A 21,409-nucleotide genomic window follows, 5' to 3' on the forward strand; every position below is an offset into this window, starting at 1 on the left:
TGTATTTATAGTTGTGTTCACGGCCAGTTATGGTGTTGTTATACCCTTTATGTTGCAGACCAAAAGGATAGTAGTTATTCTCGGCTACAATCACTAGACCTTCTTCCCCTTGAGTAATTTTGACGTTATCAAGATAAAAATGAGTATCAACTGGTCTTGACTGATAAATACCAACTTTTAGGATGATATACCCTACATCTTTTGGGATTGTATGCTCTGCTTCAAAAACACCAGTTTCAGGATGTCCTAGTATTGTATATCCTAGACTCTGATTTTGCAATGTCTTATAGGACATTACTACATCCAAAAGAAAATCACTTCCCAGTTTATCAATCTCTAAGCGTACATTAATCTTCTCTCCAGTAACAAAACTTTTGTTTATCCTATATTCGGCAGCACTAAATGAATTCTTAACCGTAGCTTTTAGTCTACCATTTTCTGGTGTGATAAGTGCTCCTCGGGATGTAGACCAACCTTCAGCACCTGTATCAAAAGCATTATCTGCATAAACCGTATGATCCTTGTCTTTATAAGAAAGTCTAATGTTTCCTAAGTGATCTCTATACTGATAAATGTACTGATAAGCTTTACCTTCAGCAGTATTTACAGGTTCTACATATCCTTCTGAGTGATTAAAAAATTGTAACACGCCGTTTTCATATACGTGGTTGCCAGCGTACTCAGTAGTATTCAAAGAACTTCCTTTGGATACCAGCTTTTTTAGTTTGGTACCTAAGGCGTCGTAAATATAGGTAATATTTCCATTATTCCCTGTCTTATTAATTGTTACAGATTGGGGTAGATTTAGATGATTGTATATAATATTTGTAACCCCTTTATTGGTATCGGCGATCATATTACCATTACTATCATATTGGTAATCATCTCCTGACTGCTCTGTATCCACAAACCCAAATGGACTACTGGTATTGGCGTAATCATCTACTTTAGCCAAACGATTACTGTTTGTATCATATTTATAATATAATTGATCCATAAACCCAAAAGAACTGGGTTCTGTATCTGTGGCTGGGATAAATCCTTTTCTAGATAGTGAAGTGATATTTCCGTTTTTGTCATATCGGAGCCCTCTTACTGTATATTTATCCTCTACATCCTGCGCTTCTTTTAGTCTATTGAGTTTATCATATTTATAACCATATAAACGCAGGGTGTTGTCGCTAGCTGTTTTCCAAAAAGTCTCACTAATGTTTCCGTTATGTAATCCTTGTAAGGCTAAATTATAATCATTCGTAATGGTAAAATACTCTGGTTGATCATAGGTTATCTTAAAGGTAAACAAGTCATCACCTATAGCGTTTACATCATTAATATCTGTAAGCCATCCGCGTATGTTATACTTATAATCTACATCTTGTAAAGGATTATTTTCTGTATTACCTACTTTTTTTTGTTTTAATTGCCCTAGATCATCGTATACATTTTTAGCTATAAGCTCACTGGATTGCCCATTGATACTTTGTTTTTGACTGATCAATCGAGACATATGATCATAGGTAAAGGTATCAATAGTAATAATAGGTGCATTATTCCCTTTGATGTGAGTCATTTTTGTTTGGATCGCTTTACCAGAAAAATCTAATTCTGTTTCTATAATATCTACAGTATTTAAATATTCATTGGTACTGTGTATATAAATAGGCCTTCCTTTGGTGTCATAATAAGTAACTGTTGTTATCCAAGAGTCGGTTTCTAATACTCGTACCTTTGACCCAGTGGCTAACCCTTTAGTGTTTGTAGTGACTGCTTGTCCGAATATCGTGCTTGGGTTAGGTACGTCATAGTCAAAATTATAATCATCATAATAATTGATAGTGAGGATTTCTGAAATATCCCCTCCAAAATAAGCATCGTTAGAATAATATAGATTAGTATTAGCAATATTTATAGGCTCAGATAGTTTACGTTCATAATGAACATTGATAAATTGATCTATATTTTGCTGCGTATATTCTCTATCGTAATTTGCTGTATTTTTACCAGTATAGACCACACGCCCAAAAACATCATATTTAGTAAATAACCAGGTAGCATTATTTTTTTGTATAGTATCTTGCATTAGTACGGGTTGGTCTAGTTTATTGTATACAATATACTCCCATCCTTTACCTGGTATTTTCTTCTCTACCAATCGATTGCGCTTGTCATAACGATATTGGTAGCACAGTTCGGCAAGTTCAATGTTCGAGATTCCATCGGTGATATCTACTTTAGGTGAAATTACGAATGTTAGATTTCCAAAATCATCATATACAGAGTAGGTGTCCAACGTGCTATTATCAGATTCTTCATCATCAAAACCAGATTCGCTATCATAAATCCGTTGCAAAAGCAGCTGACCGGATTTATTGGTAAACCCTTCTGTAGTCCTATCTTGTCCATCGTTAGGTGTCCAATTCTCATCTTTACTGATTACTTTGGTCAATTCTCCTGCCGGATAATACCCATTGGCAACCAACTCCGCAACACCATCGGTGATCACTACATCAAAACGGGCTACCTCATCTGTTGTATTTAATCCATAGCTGGCTTTCGTCGTATGATTGGTCGTATACTTCTCTGTGTAACTAGTTAAAACTTGTACCTGTGTAAGGTCAAAGGTCTCATCCATATCCACACCTTCGTTAAGTAAGGCCGGAATTTCTGTAGTTTTATGAATGGTTACATAATTATCTTCTATACTAATGCGATAATCGGTATCATTACCCAGACCATCTTTAATGGTTCCCATATCTAAATAATTGATAACAGGATATATATCCATACGATGTAATTTACCTGTTTGCAAGGTTTTAGTTCCTCCAAATTTGGCAATGTTTATTTGTAGTCTGAGAGCGCCACTAGCAATATCAATACTCAAAAAATTCTCACCTATAGTGATCGGATCATCATCCGGATTAGAAAGATCTGGCGTGTAAAAGATTTCTTTGGCTGTCCAATATCCATTATAGGTTGTGGTATTCGGATAGGGAGTATACACTGGATTTTCATACACAGTATCAGCAGCATCGTATGCCCAAGGATTTCCAGGTGCAGCCACTTCTTCTGAACGATTAAGCGGAGATACTTCTGTGATTGTTTCACTATATGGGTTGGTCGTAAATTCATACTTTTCTGTATTATAAAAACCGTTTAGTTCCTCTAGCGCATTGTTTCTATACGTTCCATTATTACCACTTACTGCATATGGTAAATAGGATTTGGTCGTTCTACCAAATGCATCTCTACCAACGGGCATAATAATATCTTCTTTACTACCACCTGCACGTAGCTGTATAGTTTGTTTTACTCTCCCCAATCCATCATAATAGGTTACGGATTCTATTTTGTTATCCTCCGGAGTTGTTATTGTTTCTGTTTCTGATACAGCTTCCTGATAGGTCGTTACGTGAACGTAATTTTCATTTTCACTTACCTGACTTACTACAGTCAATGGCAAGAAACATAATAGTTTTAGTATATTTTTCATTGTCCGTATGGTTTATTGATTACTGTAGTTGTAGGTATATTCCTGGATCACTTTGTCTTCATTATCTTTGACTTGTATTAATCGATGCAAATGATCGTAGCTATAATAGGTCGTTCTATTTCTAATATCCGTGGTTGTAGTCATGCCCACCAATGGATCATAAGTATAGGTAGTGATCTGAGAATCGGCAAAATATGGATGGTTTCTTACGGTATCTAATGCAGAACGTAATGCTAGTTCCGAACCGGCATTTATATCATCATTGGATGCTAATTGTGCTGCTGCTATTACATCTTTGACGTCTTGCGGCATTCCCTCATAAGTAGCCTTAGCAATCACAGCAATTGGCACTGTTTCCTGATACCCCCAAACATAGATGGTATGAATTCCTTCTCTAGCAGAAGTTTCTAAAGGATTTCCTTTATCATCATAGTTGTGAAATACGGTTTCATCTCTTAGGCTGGCATTTTCTTTAGCCGCTTGTATGGTTTCCGGAAGATATAAACCAGTACTCCACTGTCTAAAGTTTACCAATGCTGTACTCTGCTTTTGATTTTTATGGTAGGTTTCTGTCTTCACAGGTGATGAAACCCTATTCTCTGTAGTTAGTGTAGTATTATTCACTTGTGGATGATACGGGTAAAAATAATTCACCTTTTTAATATCCCCTTTAGAATCCGTAGTAGTTTGCGCTACGAGTTGATTATTACTGTCATAGGCATACTCCTGAACCGTTGTGGCAAACTGATTTGGATCTATATCCGAAAAAGTTTTAGTAGTAACCTTATTACGCAGGTATTGCACATTGGTTTCTTTATATTCTAAGGTAGTGTATAACTCATGTTTCACTTCATCATTAAAACCAGAAGTCAATTGCCATTCTGGTAGGTATTCTGCGGCTGCATTGCTAACTCCCACAGCCATATATTTTAATTGACTACCAACTGGACTTTCTCCGTTAGTTCTTGTTGCCGTTAATAAGGTCTGAGCATAGCTTTCGAATTCGTCCTGTGTTCCATTGATGTATCTATCTTCAAAATCTTGTAAGACAGGAAACGCTGGATCACTGATATTGCCCAATTGATATTGTAATAATATCCAATCGGGGTAATGCATTTCTCTTTTTAGACGATTTTTGGAAATTACTTTAATGCCGTATGGATAGGCAACATCCAAAGAATTTCCGAAAGCATCAATATTTGGTGTAACAGGTTGATACTCGTAACTCTTTTCGGACACCAATACTTCATTATTTCCGTTTTGTATATCATTTTTGAATTTAAATACTTTTGCAGACGCTATACGAATGCCTGACTCTATATTTCCTTTAGGCATACGGTCATAGAACTCTTTGGTTCTAAAATCAAGTTCTGATGCAAAGAAATAGGGTTCTTCAAAAGTGTAAACCGTCTTACCATTTTTAGTATTGTCTTTAGTAGAAAGTACCGACTCACTTACCTGACTATAGTATACAGGTACCCCTCGATTTTCTACATAAAAAGGATAGCTTACATTCACTAAATCTGTAGAGGTTTCCGTATAAAAAACCTCTTCTGGCAATTCCTGTAATACCGAATATATTTTTCCGCTAGATCCCCTATAATCATTTTCATAACTAAAGGATTTAATGGTTTTATCACCAGTATCTGGAGCAGTGCTTTGAATACTCGCTACTCTGATTCCACCGTATAATCTGTCATATATTTCTTTTCGATATCGAGGTTGTACTCCATAGGCAACTTGAATAGAAGCTTCTGATCCTTGACTGGTTTCTACATAAAAAGTATAGGTTCCTGGTGCTATTGTAAAACTTTTACTTCGGTTGGTAATAAAAGTTTCGTACACCGAAAAATCATCGGTAGGACTGGGATTGACAGCTACGTTAAGATATGGTGAAAATGTAGTTTGTACCTGATCATAATACGGAGTATTGCTCTGCGTAGCTCCGTGTTTCAATATTTGAATGATCAAGGTACCATTTCCACTTGATCTTATCCCTGAATGTGAAATTGTAATCGGGATTGCCGTATCAAAGGTCCTAGTAATTGATTTTTTATTGGTTGATCCAATACTATTACTGCCAATGCTGGCCAATTCGAAATCATGGTTATAATTAAAAGGCGTAGAACTATGCGGTGTATAATCAATAGTTCTTGGCAGCGCATTCGCTTCATACAAAATATCAGTATATCCACCTGTTTTATATCGTATTCTCTGTAAAGCACCCGCTACCGTAGCATTAAATACAGGATCGTTGCTTTCTTCAGCTTCTAACACATCTTCAGCAGCTTGTTCTCCGGTATAAAATCCCCAATAATCCATTTTTGAGAACACTTCATCCTGATTGAAATCAAATTCAGGGATAGCTATCGGATCATTTTGATGATAATATTCAAAACCATACGCAAACTCGCTATTAATTTCAACCTCATCTAATAAACGTCTGCTTCCCGTAGTGGTTAATTGATAAGTAGTAATCAATTCATCATGAAAATCATTTAATTCAATACGTTCGTACTGATGCTGTGCACCAACTGGAACAGTTTTGGTAATAAAATCCAAAGAACCTTCCGCAAAAGTAATCTTAGTTACTACTGGTTTAGTTACATCCACATCCAATCGCGTATGTGTATATACAAAAGGATCTTGTCCCTCTTGTAATTCTTGTTGCTCACTAGGTTGAAGAATTTCATCTTTCTTTTTTAAACCAACCAAAAATTCTGATTGTAACCCCTTGTAAGAATATATTTTAGGCAGGAATGCTTTGGTCTGGTACAAGTGATCCTGATAACTAAAAGTAATCTCTTGTGATGTATTAGGCGGCTGAATGCGGGTTAAGAACCAACTACGTGTATAGGAATAGATTGGCGCTAACGGCAATGTTATCTGCTCACCGTTTGGACCTGTTTCAAAAATATCATCTTCTGGTACAGGTGTAAAAATCTCTTTTGCCGCAAATGTGTATAAAACGCCTTCAGAATCTGTTACTTCGATCTGATTCCAATTAAAAATTACCTTTACATTATGATGTGATAATAATACAGGCTGAAGGTTTTCACCCAATTTGAAAGTAAAATTTAACCTTCCTGCACTTACTCTAAATACATCAGGTTCTCCATCTGCCAATCCTTGGGCTAACAAATAGGCATGATGTTCCTTCAGCACTTTTTTATTACCAGTTTCTGGATAATTAGGTCTATTATAATTGGGATCGTTAAGATCCACACCAATAGGGTTAAAATTATAATAATTATCTAGGAGTAATTGTTCTCGGATATTTTCTGATCCGTGATATCCTTTAGGATGATCATCTGGTAATCCACGGACCTCTCTGGATACCACTCCTGTGGCTGCTAGATCCCAACCAAGGCCAATAGGAGATGGTTCTGCCATTACTTGTAATCCAGAATAACTATAATGTAATCCTATATTCCAGCTAAATCCGTTCTGACTAATGGTGTGAATAGGTACCGCTTGTTGCACAGTGCCGGTAGCACGGTTTACCGTTGCACCTCCAGCAGCAGTAACTTTGGCAGCCGTTGGAGCAGTAGTTGCGGATGGCGTATAGCCACCATAATACTCCTGCTGCGCTAAGGCAAAAGTGCTCACGACCATCGTAAACAATAAAAAAGAAATTTTCTTCATAATAATTAATTAATAATTTATAACCCTATTCAATTTTTCCAGCGACAAGTTTACGAGAAAACCCCCATTCTCACAATAGCTATTTTTTCCCCTTACACACGTCATCCAATTTTTATCTATTAATTGATCCAAAAACAAGATCAACAACACAGAATCAACAAAACCTATGCCTTATAAAAAATAAAAATTAACATTTTTATAACATATAGTTTAAGGTTTGTGAAGCTTTTGATATGGTTTGTAAATGCGATTTATGTGCATTCCTATAGTAAAGTGTTATAAGAAGAAGATTTGTTACCACCTATTTTTACTTTTTTTGTTTTTTAAATAAATAAAACAACGACTTGACTACTAAAAAAAATGCTTATACAACTAACTAACAATCATTTATAAGATATTTTTTATTTTTAGGTAATGACTCTTTATTTTAAAAACAGAAGAAATATGATGTAGATTGGATTAAACCCGTGTTATGCATAAAAAAATCTATTACATCTGTGAACCACTTCAAATACTGATGTTTCACTTTTTTTATATAACCCTAGCGGTGCAACGCTAAAATCAAGAAAAAGCCATTATTAATTGGATATCAAAGCTTCATTACGAAGTGCCAATGCATAGTCCCGGTTAAAAGAAAGACCTGAGTTCAAATGGATTCTTTTTTTAATACCTGAAATACAATACCTTAAGAAGCGATTACCTGTACGGCAAGACAGAAATAAAAGTAATCACTAAACCGGAACAATTTTTGATTATTTATCGTTATTAATATACAAATGATGACAAAACACTACTATGCTTTTTTTATGGCCGTCGTTATAATGATGACACTCTCCTGTTCTAATACTTATAAAAAACCATATCAAATACCGGATAATCCAATAGAGTTAATTGCTGGTGTATCAGGCAAAACCTGGAAAATTGCAAAACGACATAATGATGGAACGCGGATGAATATGGCTGGTTGTTTTTTATCATATAGAACTACGTATTCTCCAGATATGACAATGAAAGATAACAATGGAGCACAACAAGCGTGTGGTCCATCTCTTGATGCGAATTGGAAGATTACTCAAAATAAGGAAGGTCATTACTTTATCAAACTAACAAGTGACCTGCTTTCGGAATTGATGAATATTGATAAGGATTATAAATATTTTCAGATTACCTATCTTTCAAAGGATAGTTTAGAATTGCGATACAGACACGCGCAATTTTCGGGTCAGGTACGAACAATTGTCGATTTATATGTGCAAGAAGATGTTGCTGTTCCAAACAGGGATTTTCATAATAAATAATTCTGCTTTGGTATTAAAAAAAGTCTTTTGTACGAGCACTCTCCTCGACAATATTTTGGGTAGCATTAACATTAAATAAACTCTTGTATACATTCGTAATAGCATTTTTTTTGGTAACAAAAAGTATTGCTTTTCCAAAATGGTATTTGATTAACTAAATTATTTCTAGTGTCATTTTCTTAAAATTACCGCTAGCTGCTTCACAAAGTGAGCATGTATAAGTCGTAGGCAGGTCATCAAATTCTGTTCCAGCAGGAATATTTGATACTACATCACCAACCGATGGATCGTATATGGTTTGGCAATCCTGGCATTGAAACACTTCTATTTCTGTTTTCTCCTTGTCAGCAGTAACCCCAGCAAAACTTTCTGCGTCTCCTTCGCCCAGATTTTGGAAATACGACTTTGTTAATTCTAGTAAGATTGTGGGCAAATCCATATGATCTACATCTTGCGCATAGACGATGTACTGTCTTGTATTAGGGTCAAAATTTTTAGCATATAGCACATTAAAAGTAGGTCTGACAACAAAATCCTTGATAGCTTCGGGTGTTTTATTCTCTTCTATAACTACTGATGTAAAATATCTTTTTTGCCTCTGTTGCAGACTTATAGTAAAAGTCATTCCATAGGTACTGATATCGTTCTGATCAAAACTCTTGACCAGAAATTTTTTTAGGTCTAAGGCTTTTTGACTTGCTACCGGAAGATGCCAGTTTAACTCTAAAGCAGAGTGACGAACATTGATTCCGAACTGTCCTAATAATTTTTCTAGTGCCAATTTACATTCTTTCGGAATTCCTTTTATTACAAAGGATTTCCACGGTGTCAAACAAATTTTTCCAATACGATATTCGATGCAAAACTCACAAAGTGCGTGTAAGAATTTAAGATCATAGTTATTATTTCTCCAGTACAGCCCCAACCAATATTGATTCATCCCCATTTTGTTCATTCCCTCATAATACGGAAACGGTTTGAAACTCACACTGAGCGGTTTTTCGATCGTTCGGTTATTGGTATCTATACTTTCGTTAAGAAACTGAAACAGTTCATCCACATTCTTCACTTTTTGATATATTTTTTCGATCTGTTGGGCAACTTTGGCAATATCCCAGGTAAATATCAATACCGGATAAAAAACTTCTTCCCACTCAGGTAATTTCAAAAAAAGATACCAATAGTCTTCATTTGTAGAGGCGATAAAATTAATATCTCCCGAAAATAAAGAAACCATTTGCTGTTGTGGGTCTGTGATATTGATTTTTAATTTCGGTTTATACCTAAATTGTTCCAACACGTACAAATAAGTCGTGCCACGTAACCAAACGGTAGCATTAAAGATATCGATAGAAACATAGGAACAACTAATATTTTGCTCTGTCTTAGGAGCAAAAAGATCTGGATGAAATGACGGATGCTCTACAAGTGCATTTCCTGTTGGATCAATAGATGGAAAAATGATATCCTGCCTGGATCCAAAATGAAAAGTTTCTAGCCCTAGATCTTCTGCATATACGATAATGCGCTGTAACTCACTGGGAGATAAAATTCCACCTTTTATATTGACTCTGTGCATAAACTCTTCCATAGTTAAGCTAATTGCATTACAGTATGCAATACTTCTTTCACCTCAGGTTTACAACTACCGCAGCCCAATCCAGCTCCGGTTTTTATACATAACTCCGAGAAATCTTCGCATCCCGATTCGATTATTTGTTTCAGATTCCCTTCTCCCACTTGACTGCATGAACAAATTAATTTCCCCAATATGGGTTCATCTGGCTGAGATGATCTCAATAATTCATCTCTTTTTTCTGATAGTTCTATTTTTTCTTCTATCAATCTTTTAAAATCTGGAAATTCACTCTTATCTCCCATCAGGATGGCACCCACCAACCAATCATTCTTAACAATGCATTTTTTATAAAATCGTTTTCCCACATCCATAAAAATTATTTCTTCGAATGAGGGGTCATCTTTTGGCATATCGATATTACCGATACTACAAAGGTCAAGATCGTCAAACTTCAGGATGTTCATAAATACAGACCCTCTATAAATAGCACTAAAATCTCCTAATAAGTATTTTGCTACGATGTCTGCCTGCTGTTCTGCCGCAGCTGTAATACCAAATAAATTGCCTTCAAACTCGGCAATTTCACCAATAGCAAAAATATTGGGATCACTGGATTGTAAATATTGATTTACCACAATACCCCGTCGACAATTGACACCTATAACTTTTGCCAAGTCAATATTCGGAATGGTACCAATAGAATATACTAATGCATTACAACTCAATGATTTTCCAGATTTTAGGTTTAGTAATAATGTCCCCGTGTCCTGATTAAATGCCGTATCCACTTCATTTTCGAAATAAATTTGAATTCCTTTTTCTCGTACATCTTCTGCCAATAAGCGACTTGCCACGGGATCCAACTGACGTTCCATTAATCGGTTACCACGTTGTACAATTGTAATTTTTATATCTTTTTTACGCAAAGCTGCTGCCAATTCTAAACCTAATAACCCACCTCCAACTATAGTGACATGCTGTTCTTTTTCGGGTAAATAGGTTTCATCCAGATATTTTTTAAGTTTATCCGCATCACCACGATCTCTCATCGTAAATCTTCCAGGTAAGTGGATAGGTACTTCTTTTGGTACAAAGGCGCGGCTACCGGTAGCCATTAAAATAATATCGTATTCGTGTCTTTCTCCTTTACTATCAATTATATATTTTTCTTCTCTATTAATTTTAGTGATTGGATTGTTTGTATATAGCGTAACGTTAAGAGATTCCATACTTCCTTCACGCATCTTTTGTAATTGTTCCCAGGTAAGTTCTTCACTAACGTACTCTGGTAATAACACACGGTTATAGAAGGGATAAGGCTCTTTAGAAAACACTGCAATCTCATCCCTAGTGTTATGGGTTCTATATGTTTGTATAAAACGGTACGCAGCTGTACCTGCGCCAATGATACATATTTTCTGTTTTTCTTTAATAAATTTCGAAACTTGCACTGCCGAAAACTTAAAATCCGGTTCTTTAGAAACAGGATCGATAATACTGGTGGTTAAGTTGTTTACTCTTCCATAATCATTTCCTAAAACTTTACCCCAATGCATGGGTAGGAATACAACTCCTTTACCAATGGTGTCACATACATTTACTTTTACCTGTACTTTTCCCCGCTTGCTTTCGACTATGGCAATATCTCCATCTTTCATTTTTCTTAGATAAGCATCTACCTGATTCATTTCAAGAAAAGGGTGTGGTATGTGTGTTAACAGCCTGTTTACCTTTCCGGTTTTAGTCCTGGTATGCCATTGATCACGAACTCTGCCAGTTGTTAAGATTAATGGATGTTTCGCTGTTAACAATTCTGAAGTCGGTTTGGTAAATCTAGGTACAACGAACTTTGCATTTCTGGTGTCTGTATAAAAACGTTTGTCTTCAAACAATCGTTGCGTTCCTGCATGACCATTTTCTGGTACTGGCCACTGAAAACTACCTTCATTTTTTAATCGATCATAGCTCAATCCTGTAATGTCTATATTAGTACCTTTAGTCAGCTGACAATGTTCCTTATAGACTTCTTCTACAGAAGTATAATCAAATCCCCTATATCCCATTTGTTGTGCAAACTTCCAAAGAATCTCTGCATCTGGTAATGCCTCACCAGGTGGATCGACAACTTTATTTAAGTATGTAATGCGACGCTCACTGTTGGTCATCGTACCTTCTTTTTCTGCCCAACCAGCAGCAGGTAATACTAAATCTGCATACTCCAATGTTTCTGAGCGATGTGAGATATCTTGTACTACAACAAATTTGGCTTGCTTTAATGCTTTTTCGACCTTATGAACGTTTGGGAGGCTTACCAAAGGGTTTGTACAAATAATCCATACTGCTTTTAGTTTTCCACTTTCCAATGCATCAAACATTTCTGTTGCAGTGAGTCCAGGTTTCTCTGAAATTTCTTTTCCTCCCCAAAAATTAGCAACTTCTGTTCTGTGTGCTTTATTACTTAAGTCCTTGTGCGCTGCTAAGAGATTCGCCATTCCTCCTACTTCTCTACCACCCATAGCATTTGGCTGACCTGTTAATGAAAATGGACCTGATCCTGGTTTACCGATATGCCCCGTGAGCAGTGATAAATTAAGAAGTGCATTGTTTTTATTCACTCCAATAGAACTTTGGTTTAACCCCATAGCCCATAACGTGATAAAACCTTTGGCATTACCTATATAAGAAGCTGCCTTTTTAATCTCTCCTACTGTCACTCCACATATTTTTGCTGCACCAGTTAAAGAAGTAGATTGTAATGATTCTTTCAGTATTTCAAAATTATCCGTATGATTGGCGATAAAGTTTTTATCTATTTTTCTTCGATCAATTAATCGTTTGGCGATTGCATTGTACAATACAACATCAGTACCTGGTATGATCTGTAAATGTAGATCAGCAATATCACAGGATTGTGTTTTTCTCGGATCTACTATGATAATTTTTGTGTCTGGATGTTGCTCTTTATGTGCCTCAATTCTTCTATATAAAATGGGGTGACACCACGCGGGATTGGCTCCTGCAATCATAAAACAATCTGCCAGTTCAATATCATCATAAGCAATAGGAACACTGTCTTCTCCTAATGCTTGTTTGTATCCTACCACAGCAGAACTCATGCATAATCTAGAATTAGTATCTACATTATTGGTTCCTATAAATCCTTTGGTAAGTTTATTAACCAGATAATATTCTTCTGTTAGACATTGACCAGAAACGTAAAACCCTACACTGTCGGGTCCATACTTTTCAATAATGGTTCCAAACACCGCTACAGCTCTTTCAAAAGCTTGATCCCAGGATACGCGCTGACGCTCATGGGCTTTACTCCATCGCATTTCGGGATACAGAATTCTATCACTTTTATCCTGAACCACGTGATGTAAATTCATCCCTTTAGAACAAAGCATTCCTCTATTCACAGGATGTTCAGGATCCCCCTCTACAGTAATCACTCCCTTAGCATCTTTTTTTGCTATTATCCCACAGCCAACACCACAATACGAACAGGTAGTTTTATAAGATTTAAATGCCGTCATATATCTATTTAAAATACGTAAACCCTTTTTTCAAAACTAAGTATTAATACGTACCAATCATAACTTCGAAACCTTTTTCTATCATGGACTATAAAAAATTATGAAATCGATAAAATATACCTACTTAAAAAATGATTATGAGATTGTAAATCTATAACTCTTATGAACTTACGTATAAAAAAACCGGTTATGATTTCTCATAACCGGCAACACAAGAAACACTTAAAGCTACTAGACCTTTAAGGTTTCAAACACTAATTTTTATGTATTATATTCATTTATTTTATATCATACCTAAAAAAATCTTTTTTAATGTTTGCTCTGTGAATCACTTAGCATTTTGGGAAACACGCATAAGAAAAGCTCTGTTTTGGTAATATTAGTTTAAATATACCAATATTACCCAAACAGAGCCTAATACTTATTTCTTTTTAGAAAAAATTTATAAACTTTGAGATTTGCAGATTAAGCAGCTTTTTCTATTTTTCTTAATAACCCTATTGCTATATACTCATCAATTTTATCGGCCTTTTCAATTTTTCCGGTATCTATAGGCAACCAACCATCTATTTTAATCATATCATTGGGGTTACTGCTAAAAAACATTTCATATTCGTAACTATCAAAATTGTCATTGATTCCATATAAATGTGGGCTATTTTTAACTTTACTCGTGATACGTTTTTTAACTATTTCTATTTTAGACGCAAAATTTAGATCTTGCATATCGCCTTGTACTTCAACATCTAAAAATTCGGTAATAGCTTCAGTGATTAATTCGTTTACTTTCATGATTCATATTATTTTTGGGTTCATATTTACTCTCTGACATTACTCTACTCTATTATTATAATACGATGTTTAGGTTTACATCGTAACTAATGTTTGTTAGCTTAATGAGTTTCCTATTTTTCTTAATAATCCGATTTCTATATACTCATCGATTTTATCAGCCTTTTCAATCCTACTAGTATCAATAGGAATCCATCCGTCAATTTTGATCATATCGTTAGGATTACTACTAAAAAACATTTCATATTCATATCCCTCTAAACCATTCACCATACCATAAGCATCGGGACGATTTTTAACTTTGTTTGTAATTCGTTTCTTAACTATTTCAATTTTGGAAGAAAAATCAAGGTTTCCAGTATCTCTATGTACCTCAACATCTAAAAATTCCATAATTGATGCAGTTATCAATTCTTCTATATTCATACTACTTTTTTTACTTTTCTTACAAACACCCCTTTTTAAAAAAAAGGGGTGTTTGTAAGAAAAAAAATACTTTTTTTAAATTTAACCCTATTAAAACTTTACAAATCTATACATAAAACAGTAAAAAAAGCAAAAGACCCCTAAAAATTTAGGGGTGTACTTCAAATTATTACATAATAATAAAAAAATGTTTTAGTAAATTACTTTTTTTACAATATGACTCCGATAAATTTTGAAATTTAATAAGTAGTATACCACGTAATTTGATTTTCATACCACTTTTGAAAACACGGACAAACAAATAAAACGCCTTATTCCACTGTCTAAAGATAAACAGCAGAATATGGTGACCTTACAATTGTATAACTTTGGCAGTAAACTTAATGTTCCAGAAAATTTATTAAATGTTCTCGATATTTATAGTAATCCGGATGTTCTAACACATCTTTTCTTAAACGGGGGCGTTCAAAATCAATTTCCAGAATATCCCCCACTTTAGCTCGAGGGCCACTAGTCATCATAATTACACGATCCGCCAGAAAAATCGATTCATCAACATCATGAGTGATCATAATCGCAGTAATTTTTTCTTGGTTCCAAACCTCAATAAGAACATCTTGCAACTCTCCTCTTGTCAAAGAATCCAACATACCAAATGGTTCATCCAGTAGCAAAACTTTTGGTTTCAGTGCAAATGCTCTTGCAATTCCTACGCGTTGTTGCATTCCCTGAGATAACTCTTTTGCTTTTTTATACATTGCATCTTCCAAGCCTACTTTTGATAAGTAATATTTTACTATATCATCTCTATCTTTTTTAGTACCATGTGCAAAAACCTGCTTTACTCCCAACATGACATTTTCATAGGCAGTCATCCAAGGTAACAAACTGGGTGACTGAAATATAACTCCACGATCAGGTCCTGGCCCTTTTATGGTTTGATTATTAATCACAATTGTTCCTTTTGAAATCGGATTAAGACCTGCAATCATAGTAAGCAAGGTTGACTTACCGCAACCAGAGTGACCGATTATAGATATAAACTCTTCGTGTTTTACTTTTAAATCAAGATCGTCCAAAACTACATAATCACCTTTGGGAGTTGGGTATATTTTGGTTAACTGAGAAATATCTAACATATATTTATCCTCAAACAATCCATTACCCGATCTTCTTACTTCTAATTCTTTTAAAGTTTCCATAGTATGCTTATCTTTTAAATAAAACTTAACCTCTTAAAAGGTGCAAGTTTAATCTTTGGCTTAATAGCCGGTAAAGTATAATTACTATCATTTTTAGACGCCCTTTGTTCCCCTATGCGGATAAGGTATTCAATGATACTGTTACGCAGTTTTTTATACTCCTCGTTATGATTGAGCGCTGTTTTATCTCTGGGACGTTTTAGGTTGATCTTATATTCTGGTCCTAGGGTAGCTTTTGGACCAGGTTTAAGAGGTATAATGCGGTCTGCCATTAAAATACCCTCATCTACATCATTTGTAATCAATAAAGCTGTTTTTTTATCTTTATTCCAAATCTTTAGAATCTCTTGTTGTAGATTTCCTCTGGTTAATGCGTCTAATGCACTCAACGGTTCATCCATCAAAATCACATCTGGGCTCATTGACAAGGCTCTTGTCACAGATACCCGTTGGCGCATCCCTCCAGAAAGTTCTTTTGGAAGTTTACTTATAGCTGGAGAAAGATTTACCATTTCTATATAATCTTCTACACGCTTATTCCTATCTTTTCTAGACATCTTCCTAAACGCCTCTTTTACAGCCATCCCCACATTGTTCCTAACATTTAACCAAGGTAACAATGAATAATTCTGAAAAATGATACCTCGTTCGTGGCTAGGTCCGGTAACAGGTTCTCCTTTAAACAACACTTGTCCTTCATCAGGCATTAATAATCCGGATATTAAGTTGATCAATGTTGTCTTTCCGCTACCCGTAAAACCAACAATCGCTACAAATTCTCCTTCTTCAATCTCTAAATTGATATTAGAAAGCACCTGAGTACGATCCCTTCCGGTTCCAAAAGATTTGGATACATTTCGTAATTCTATATATGCCATAATCTATATTTTATGTAGTTTCCTCAGTAAAAGTGACAAACTTTTGTATAGTTAACATGATACGATCTAATAAAAACCCTATAATTCCGATAACAAACATGGCTACGATAATTTTAGAGTTAGAATCATTAGCTCCATTCTGAAACTCTTCCCAAACAAAAGAACCCAATCCGGGACTTTGTGCTAGTAATTCTATAGCGATCAATACCATCCATGCTACCGATAGTGTTATTCTTAATCCAGTAAAGATTAACGGAAATGAGGATGGTAAAATAATCTTGAATACTTTTTGCGCAACACTTAATCGAAGTACTTTGGCTACATTTATATAGTCTTTATCAACTGAAGAAACCCCCATACTGGTATTCACCAAAGTTGCCCACATAGAACACAACCCAACACTTATAAAAGAAATGATAAAAGAGCTATCTGTATCAGAACCCCGTGTTAATGTTTTTACAATCATAAACACTAATAATAACCAAACAACTGGAGAAACAGGTTTAAATATTTGAATCAACCAGTTTACTGAAGATCGCAATGTTTTACTTAATCCTAACATAATACCAATAGGAACGGCAATAAAAAGTGCTAATAAAAACCCCGCAAATACAGTCTTCAGACTGGTAAATATCTGATCTACGAATGAAGGCCTTCCGGTATATGTGATAGGTTCCAACCCCTGTGCTTCTCGCTGTGCATTTGTAGCTTCTACCTTATCTGCAAAAGCATCTTTTTTATCCGAAATAACTGCGTGGTCAGCTAATAATGACTTATAAGCTGTCCAAACTTGTGCTGGTGACGGTAACGTATTGGGCTGACAGCTAATATCACCAGATTCTATACACGTGCGCATTTCTAATGCCCCCACTTCTCCTTGATCCGCTAAGGCTTTTTCTATCCTAGCATCTTTCTCCACGTTATATAGATATGTGGCTCCTGTATGCCATAGAATTAAAAACAATCCTACGGACACTATCGGCAGCAATACTTTTTTAAATAAAGCAATTAAATTTTTCTTTATTTCTTCACCGGTTGCCAATCTAATAGCCGGTTCAAAAAAACCCAACCCTACAAAATTGAGAATATGTATAGATCTGTCTTTCATTTTATTTTGTTTAAAACTTACTTCTCTTTCATTACTTCACTCGCTGATGTCATACCAAATGTTGCCATTAGCGTTTATTTAATTCTATCTATGAAAAAGAACTAAAAAAGGAATGTTCCTTTTTAGTTCTCTATGCTTGAAACACCTTCCACATTCTCTTTATTTCCAATACCAAAACTATTGATATAGCCTATCGGGTCTTTAGCATCGTATTTATTACCATCAATAAAATCGGCAGTTGTAGGCTTATAACCATCTGTTTTAGGCAACTCTGAGACTTCAAGATGGCCTTCTTCTACCAAAAGTTTAGCGGCTTTTGTCCAGATATCAGGACGGTAGATATCCTTAATTGTTTTATCATACCAAGCTGCTGGTTTGCTTTCGGGGATTTGCCCCCAACGTCTCATCTGTGTTAAAAACCATATACCATCAGAGTAGAAGGGATATGTTGCATCATATCTATAGAATACATTAAAGTCCGGCATTTCTCTTTTATCTCCTTTTTCGAACTCAAAAGTTCCGGTCATAGAATTTGCAAGTACCACTTCATCCGCTCCTACATATTCTGGCATTGACAATATTTTTACGGCTTCTGGACGATTACCAGGAGTATCTAGCCATTTTCCAGCTCTAATCAACGCTTTTGTCACAGCAGTCGCAGTATTGGGGTATTGTTCGAGAAACTTTTTGGTCATTACAAATACTTTCTCAGGATTGTTTTTCCATATATCATAATTCGTGATTACCGGAACACCAATCCCTTTAAAAACCGCCTGCTGATTCCATGGTTCTCCTACACAATATCCATATATGGTGCCTGCTTCTAGTGTTGCCGGCATTTGTGGCGGTGGAGTTACCGATAATAACACATCTGCATCAATTTGACCTTGGATATTGTCTTTAGAATACATCCCTGGATTGATTCCTGCGGCAGCTAACCAATATCTTATTTCATAATTATGTGTAGAAACAGGAAACACCATTCCCATTTTAAAGGCTTTTCCATCATTTTTATAAGATTCTATAACCGGTTTAAGTGCTTCTGCAGAAATAGGATGTATGGGTTTTCCATCTTCTCCCTTTGGAACGTTAGGCTTCATTTTAGACCAAACATCATTGGATACAGTAATACCATTACCATTTAAATCCATCGAAAAAGGTGTTACAAGCTCTGCTTGTCTACCAAATCCCGCACCCGCTGCTATCGGCTGACCTGCTAACATATGCGATCCATCTAATTGTCCGTCAATGACACGGTCTAAAACATTTTTCCAATTAGACTGCGCTTCTACAGAAACGAATAAGCCCTCATCCTCAAAGAAGCCTTTTTCTTTTGCTATTGCTAAAGGAGCCATATCTGTCAACTTTATAAAACCAAAAGTTAACTGTGGTTTCTCTATAGTCAACTTAGCAGTCTCTTCTGTAGAACTCGTATCACTTGATGCCATTTCTTTTTTCTTTTCTCCACCACAGGACAAAAGAAGAATAGTGGTTAACAGCATCCCAATTGTAAGATTCATTGTTTTCATAATTCAGTTTTTTGAAAATTCAGCTAATAGAATAATTCAAAATTAAGTATAAATACTTAATTTAATAATAAAAATACGTATTAAAAATAATTATTTACGTATTCTAAATTCATAATACCTGAAATCGAAAATTCAATAAATAACCTTTAAAATTTTACGAATTTCTTAATTATAGGGCATTCAACAATCTTTAGAAAACCGTTTCTATATCTTTTGGGGAAAAAATAACTTTTTATACATACTTATTTTTTAAAAAAACCTTATTTTATAAGTACTATAATTAAAGAACAACTCTACTTAGTAATGGTACGTATAAGCTTAAGAAATAATATTTTTGGGAATATTTGGCTGCTGTTTTTGTTATTCTACATAACAGTAAACCCTTTATTTTCCCAAGATTATGGAGAAATATCCTATGGAGAGGCTATTAACATCTCTGGCAAACAACGTATGCTATCACAAAGAATATCGAAGGCTTATTTAATAAGAAACATGGGGTATGACAATTTTGTAACAAAACTAGAAATAGACTCTAGCATACGTCTTTTTGATAGTCAATTAGCTTTATTATTTAAAAGCACCAGCGATGAATCAATCACAAAAAAATTACAAAAGGTTAAAAACTTTTGGAATAGTTATCAAAATCACTTGAATAAAACTCCAAATATTATTACTGCAGAAAAGATCATGAATGAGAATACAATATTGCTTAATCTATGCAATGATGTGGTAAAAGAAATAGGCTATTCGTATTTTAAAAACATAGCGGATAATAATCCAGAAAAAGCTGATTTATTATACATCATTAATATATCCGGAAGACAACGAATGCTATCACAAAGATTATGCTTGTACTACGCAGCCGGATTAACATTTAATAAAAAAAATAATGCGTACCAACTTCATCTAAGAACAATTTATGAAGAATTTGATCTTGCTGTTAATCAACTTATAATGTCAAAATTCAATAATGAAAAAGTTAGACCGGAAATCGCCAAGTTACTTTTCTTCTGGCATAATCTTAAAAGTGTGGAAATAGAGCTATGTCAATTTAGATTAGAAATTAGTGATGTGTATGAAATTACTAATAAACTGACAGAAATATTTGAAGAATTAACCAAAAGTTATGAAAAAATTTACGGTGATTTAGGCAATTAAACCAAAATCTTTAGCCTTTTTACTCAACTCAAGAACATTTTTCACTCCCATTTTCTTCATCAGGTTAAAACGATGCACCTCGGTTGTACGTTTACTTATATCCAGTTCTGCAGCAATATCCTTATTTGTCATTCCAGAAACAGCCAACTTGAGTATCTGATTTTCTCTTTTGGTAAGATCAAATGGATTTGTTTTTGCTTTTGCGTTTTTTTGTTTAGCAACCACCACTTTTTTATCTGTTCTAACTCCATCACCTTTTAGCAGCTTTTTTACCAATATAGAAGACACATCACCACTGAAATACTTATTACCTTTACTTACAGTAGACAGCGCTTTAAGGAATTCTTCTTTACCGGCATCCTTTAATAAATACCCATCTGCTCCTGCATTAATAGACTGTAATATGTACTCATCAGAGTCATGCATAGATAGCATGATGGTTTTAGAAGAAACCGATAAATCAGTTAATTTTTCAACTGTCTCAATACCAGACATTTCAGGCATTCTAATATCACAAATCACGATATCCGGTTGTAAAGACTGAACCACCCGTATTGCTTCTTGTCCATCTGAAGCCTCCCCAATAACTTCGTACTGTTTTTCTTCTTCTAACAATGAACGAATACCATCTCTTACTAAAAAATGATCATCCACCAATACTATACTTACCATACTTTTTAATACATAAATTAAGTGACAGTCATTATTAAACTGCCTACCACCCAAAGATATGAATAATTCAAAAATAGGATCATAAAATTAATAATC

13 protein-coding genes are annotated in these 21,409 nt (G+C 34.9%); 2 read left to right on the forward strand and 11 right to left on the reverse strand.

The genetic code is table 11. The features are described 5' to 3' along the window. Together ACWGOQ_RS12010 and ACWGOQ_RS12015 are read right to left on the reverse strand one after the other, a co-directional pair. A partial coding sequence (locus ACWGOQ_RS12010) for a DUF6443 domain-containing protein (RefSeq protein ID WP_458202817.1) occupies positions 1-3,490 on the reverse strand: 3,490 nt, incomplete at its 3' end. Positions 3,491-3,502: 12 nt separating this feature from the next. Beyond that, positions 3,503-7,135 (reverse strand): RHS repeat domain-containing protein, encoded by a 3,633-nt coding sequence (locus ACWGOQ_RS12015; RefSeq protein ID WP_452058393.1) that lies wholly within the window; start codon positions 7,133-7,135, stop codon positions 3,503-3,505. Positions 7,136-7,914: 779 nt separating this feature from the next. On the opposite strand from ACWGOQ_RS12015, the gene ACWGOQ_RS12020 reads away from it, so the two are divergent. Then, positions 7,915-8,433: a hypothetical protein gene (locus ACWGOQ_RS12020; protein WP_452058394.1), complete on the forward strand. Its 519-nt coding sequence runs from the start codon at positions 7,915-7,917 to the stop codon at positions 8,431-8,433. 154 nt (positions 8,434-8,587) lie between these two features. Here the strand turns inward: ACWGOQ_RS12020 and ACWGOQ_RS12025 are convergent, their stop codons facing one another. The 8 genes from ACWGOQ_RS12025 to ACWGOQ_RS12060 form a co-directional block, all read right to left on the reverse strand. Then, the gene (locus ACWGOQ_RS12025; protein WP_452058395.1) at positions 8,588-10,012 is read right to left on the reverse strand and encodes a rubredoxin; all 1,425 of its coding nucleotides are present in this window, start codon (positions 10,010-10,012) and stop codon (positions 8,588-8,590) included. A 14-nt stretch (positions 10,013-10,026) separates the two neighbouring features. After that, a complete protein-coding gene (locus ACWGOQ_RS12030) occupies positions 10,027-13,548 on the reverse strand; it encodes a molybdopterin-dependent oxidoreductase (RefSeq protein ID WP_452058396.1) in 3,522 nt (1,173 codons plus the stop codon). A gap of 465 nt (positions 13,549-14,013) precedes the next feature. Then, a complete protein-coding gene (locus ACWGOQ_RS12035) occupies positions 14,014-14,340 on the reverse strand; it encodes a hypothetical protein (RefSeq protein WP_452058397.1) in 327 nt (108 codons plus the stop codon). 96 nt (positions 14,341-14,436) lie between these two features. Beyond that, positions 14,437-14,766: a hypothetical protein gene (locus tag ACWGOQ_RS12040; protein ID WP_452058398.1), complete on the reverse strand. Its 330-nt coding sequence runs from the start codon at positions 14,764-14,766 to the stop codon at positions 14,437-14,439. A 380-nt stretch (positions 14,767-15,146) separates the two neighbouring features. Beyond that, positions 15,147-15,968 carry an ABC transporter ATP-binding protein gene (locus ACWGOQ_RS12045; RefSeq protein WP_452058399.1) on the reverse strand — a complete coding sequence of 274 codons (822 nt, stop codon included), beginning with the start codon at positions 15,966-15,968 and terminating at the stop codon, positions 15,147-15,149. 14 nt (positions 15,969-15,982) lie between these two features. Continuing rightward, entirely contained in the window at positions 15,983-16,846 is an 864-nt protein-coding gene (locus ACWGOQ_RS12050) for an ABC transporter ATP-binding protein (protein WP_452058400.1), read from the reverse strand. A 10-nt stretch (positions 16,847-16,856) separates the two neighbouring features. Continuing rightward, positions 16,857-17,954: an ABC transporter permease gene (locus ACWGOQ_RS12055; RefSeq protein ID WP_452058401.1), complete on the reverse strand. Its 1,098-nt coding sequence runs from the start codon at positions 17,952-17,954 to the stop codon at positions 16,857-16,859. Positions 17,955-18,076: 122 nt separating this feature from the next. Beyond that, positions 18,077-19,483: a CmpA/NrtA family ABC transporter substrate-binding protein gene (locus tag ACWGOQ_RS12060; protein ID WP_452058402.1), complete on the reverse strand. Its 1,407-nt coding sequence runs from the start codon at positions 19,481-19,483 to the stop codon at positions 18,077-18,079. Between the two features lie 303 nt (positions 19,484-19,786). Here ACWGOQ_RS12060 and ACWGOQ_RS12065 point away from each other — a divergent pair, with 303 nt between their 5' ends. Continuing rightward, positions 19,787-20,641, forward strand: coding sequence for a type IV pili methyl-accepting chemotaxis transducer N-terminal domain-containing protein (locus ACWGOQ_RS12065; RefSeq protein WP_452058403.1), 855 nt, complete (start codon positions 19,787-19,789; stop codon positions 20,639-20,641). Here the strand turns inward: ACWGOQ_RS12065 and ACWGOQ_RS12070 are convergent. Further along, positions 20,630-21,313 (reverse strand): response regulator, encoded by a 684-nt coding sequence (locus tag ACWGOQ_RS12070; protein WP_452058404.1) that lies wholly within the window; start codon positions 21,311-21,313, stop codon positions 20,630-20,632. The two genes, ACWGOQ_RS12065 and ACWGOQ_RS12070, sit on opposite strands and share 12 nt — an antisense overlap. Positions 21,314-21,409: the final 96 nt, after the last annotated feature.

This window comes from Aquimarina ulvae (assembly GCF_053613295.3).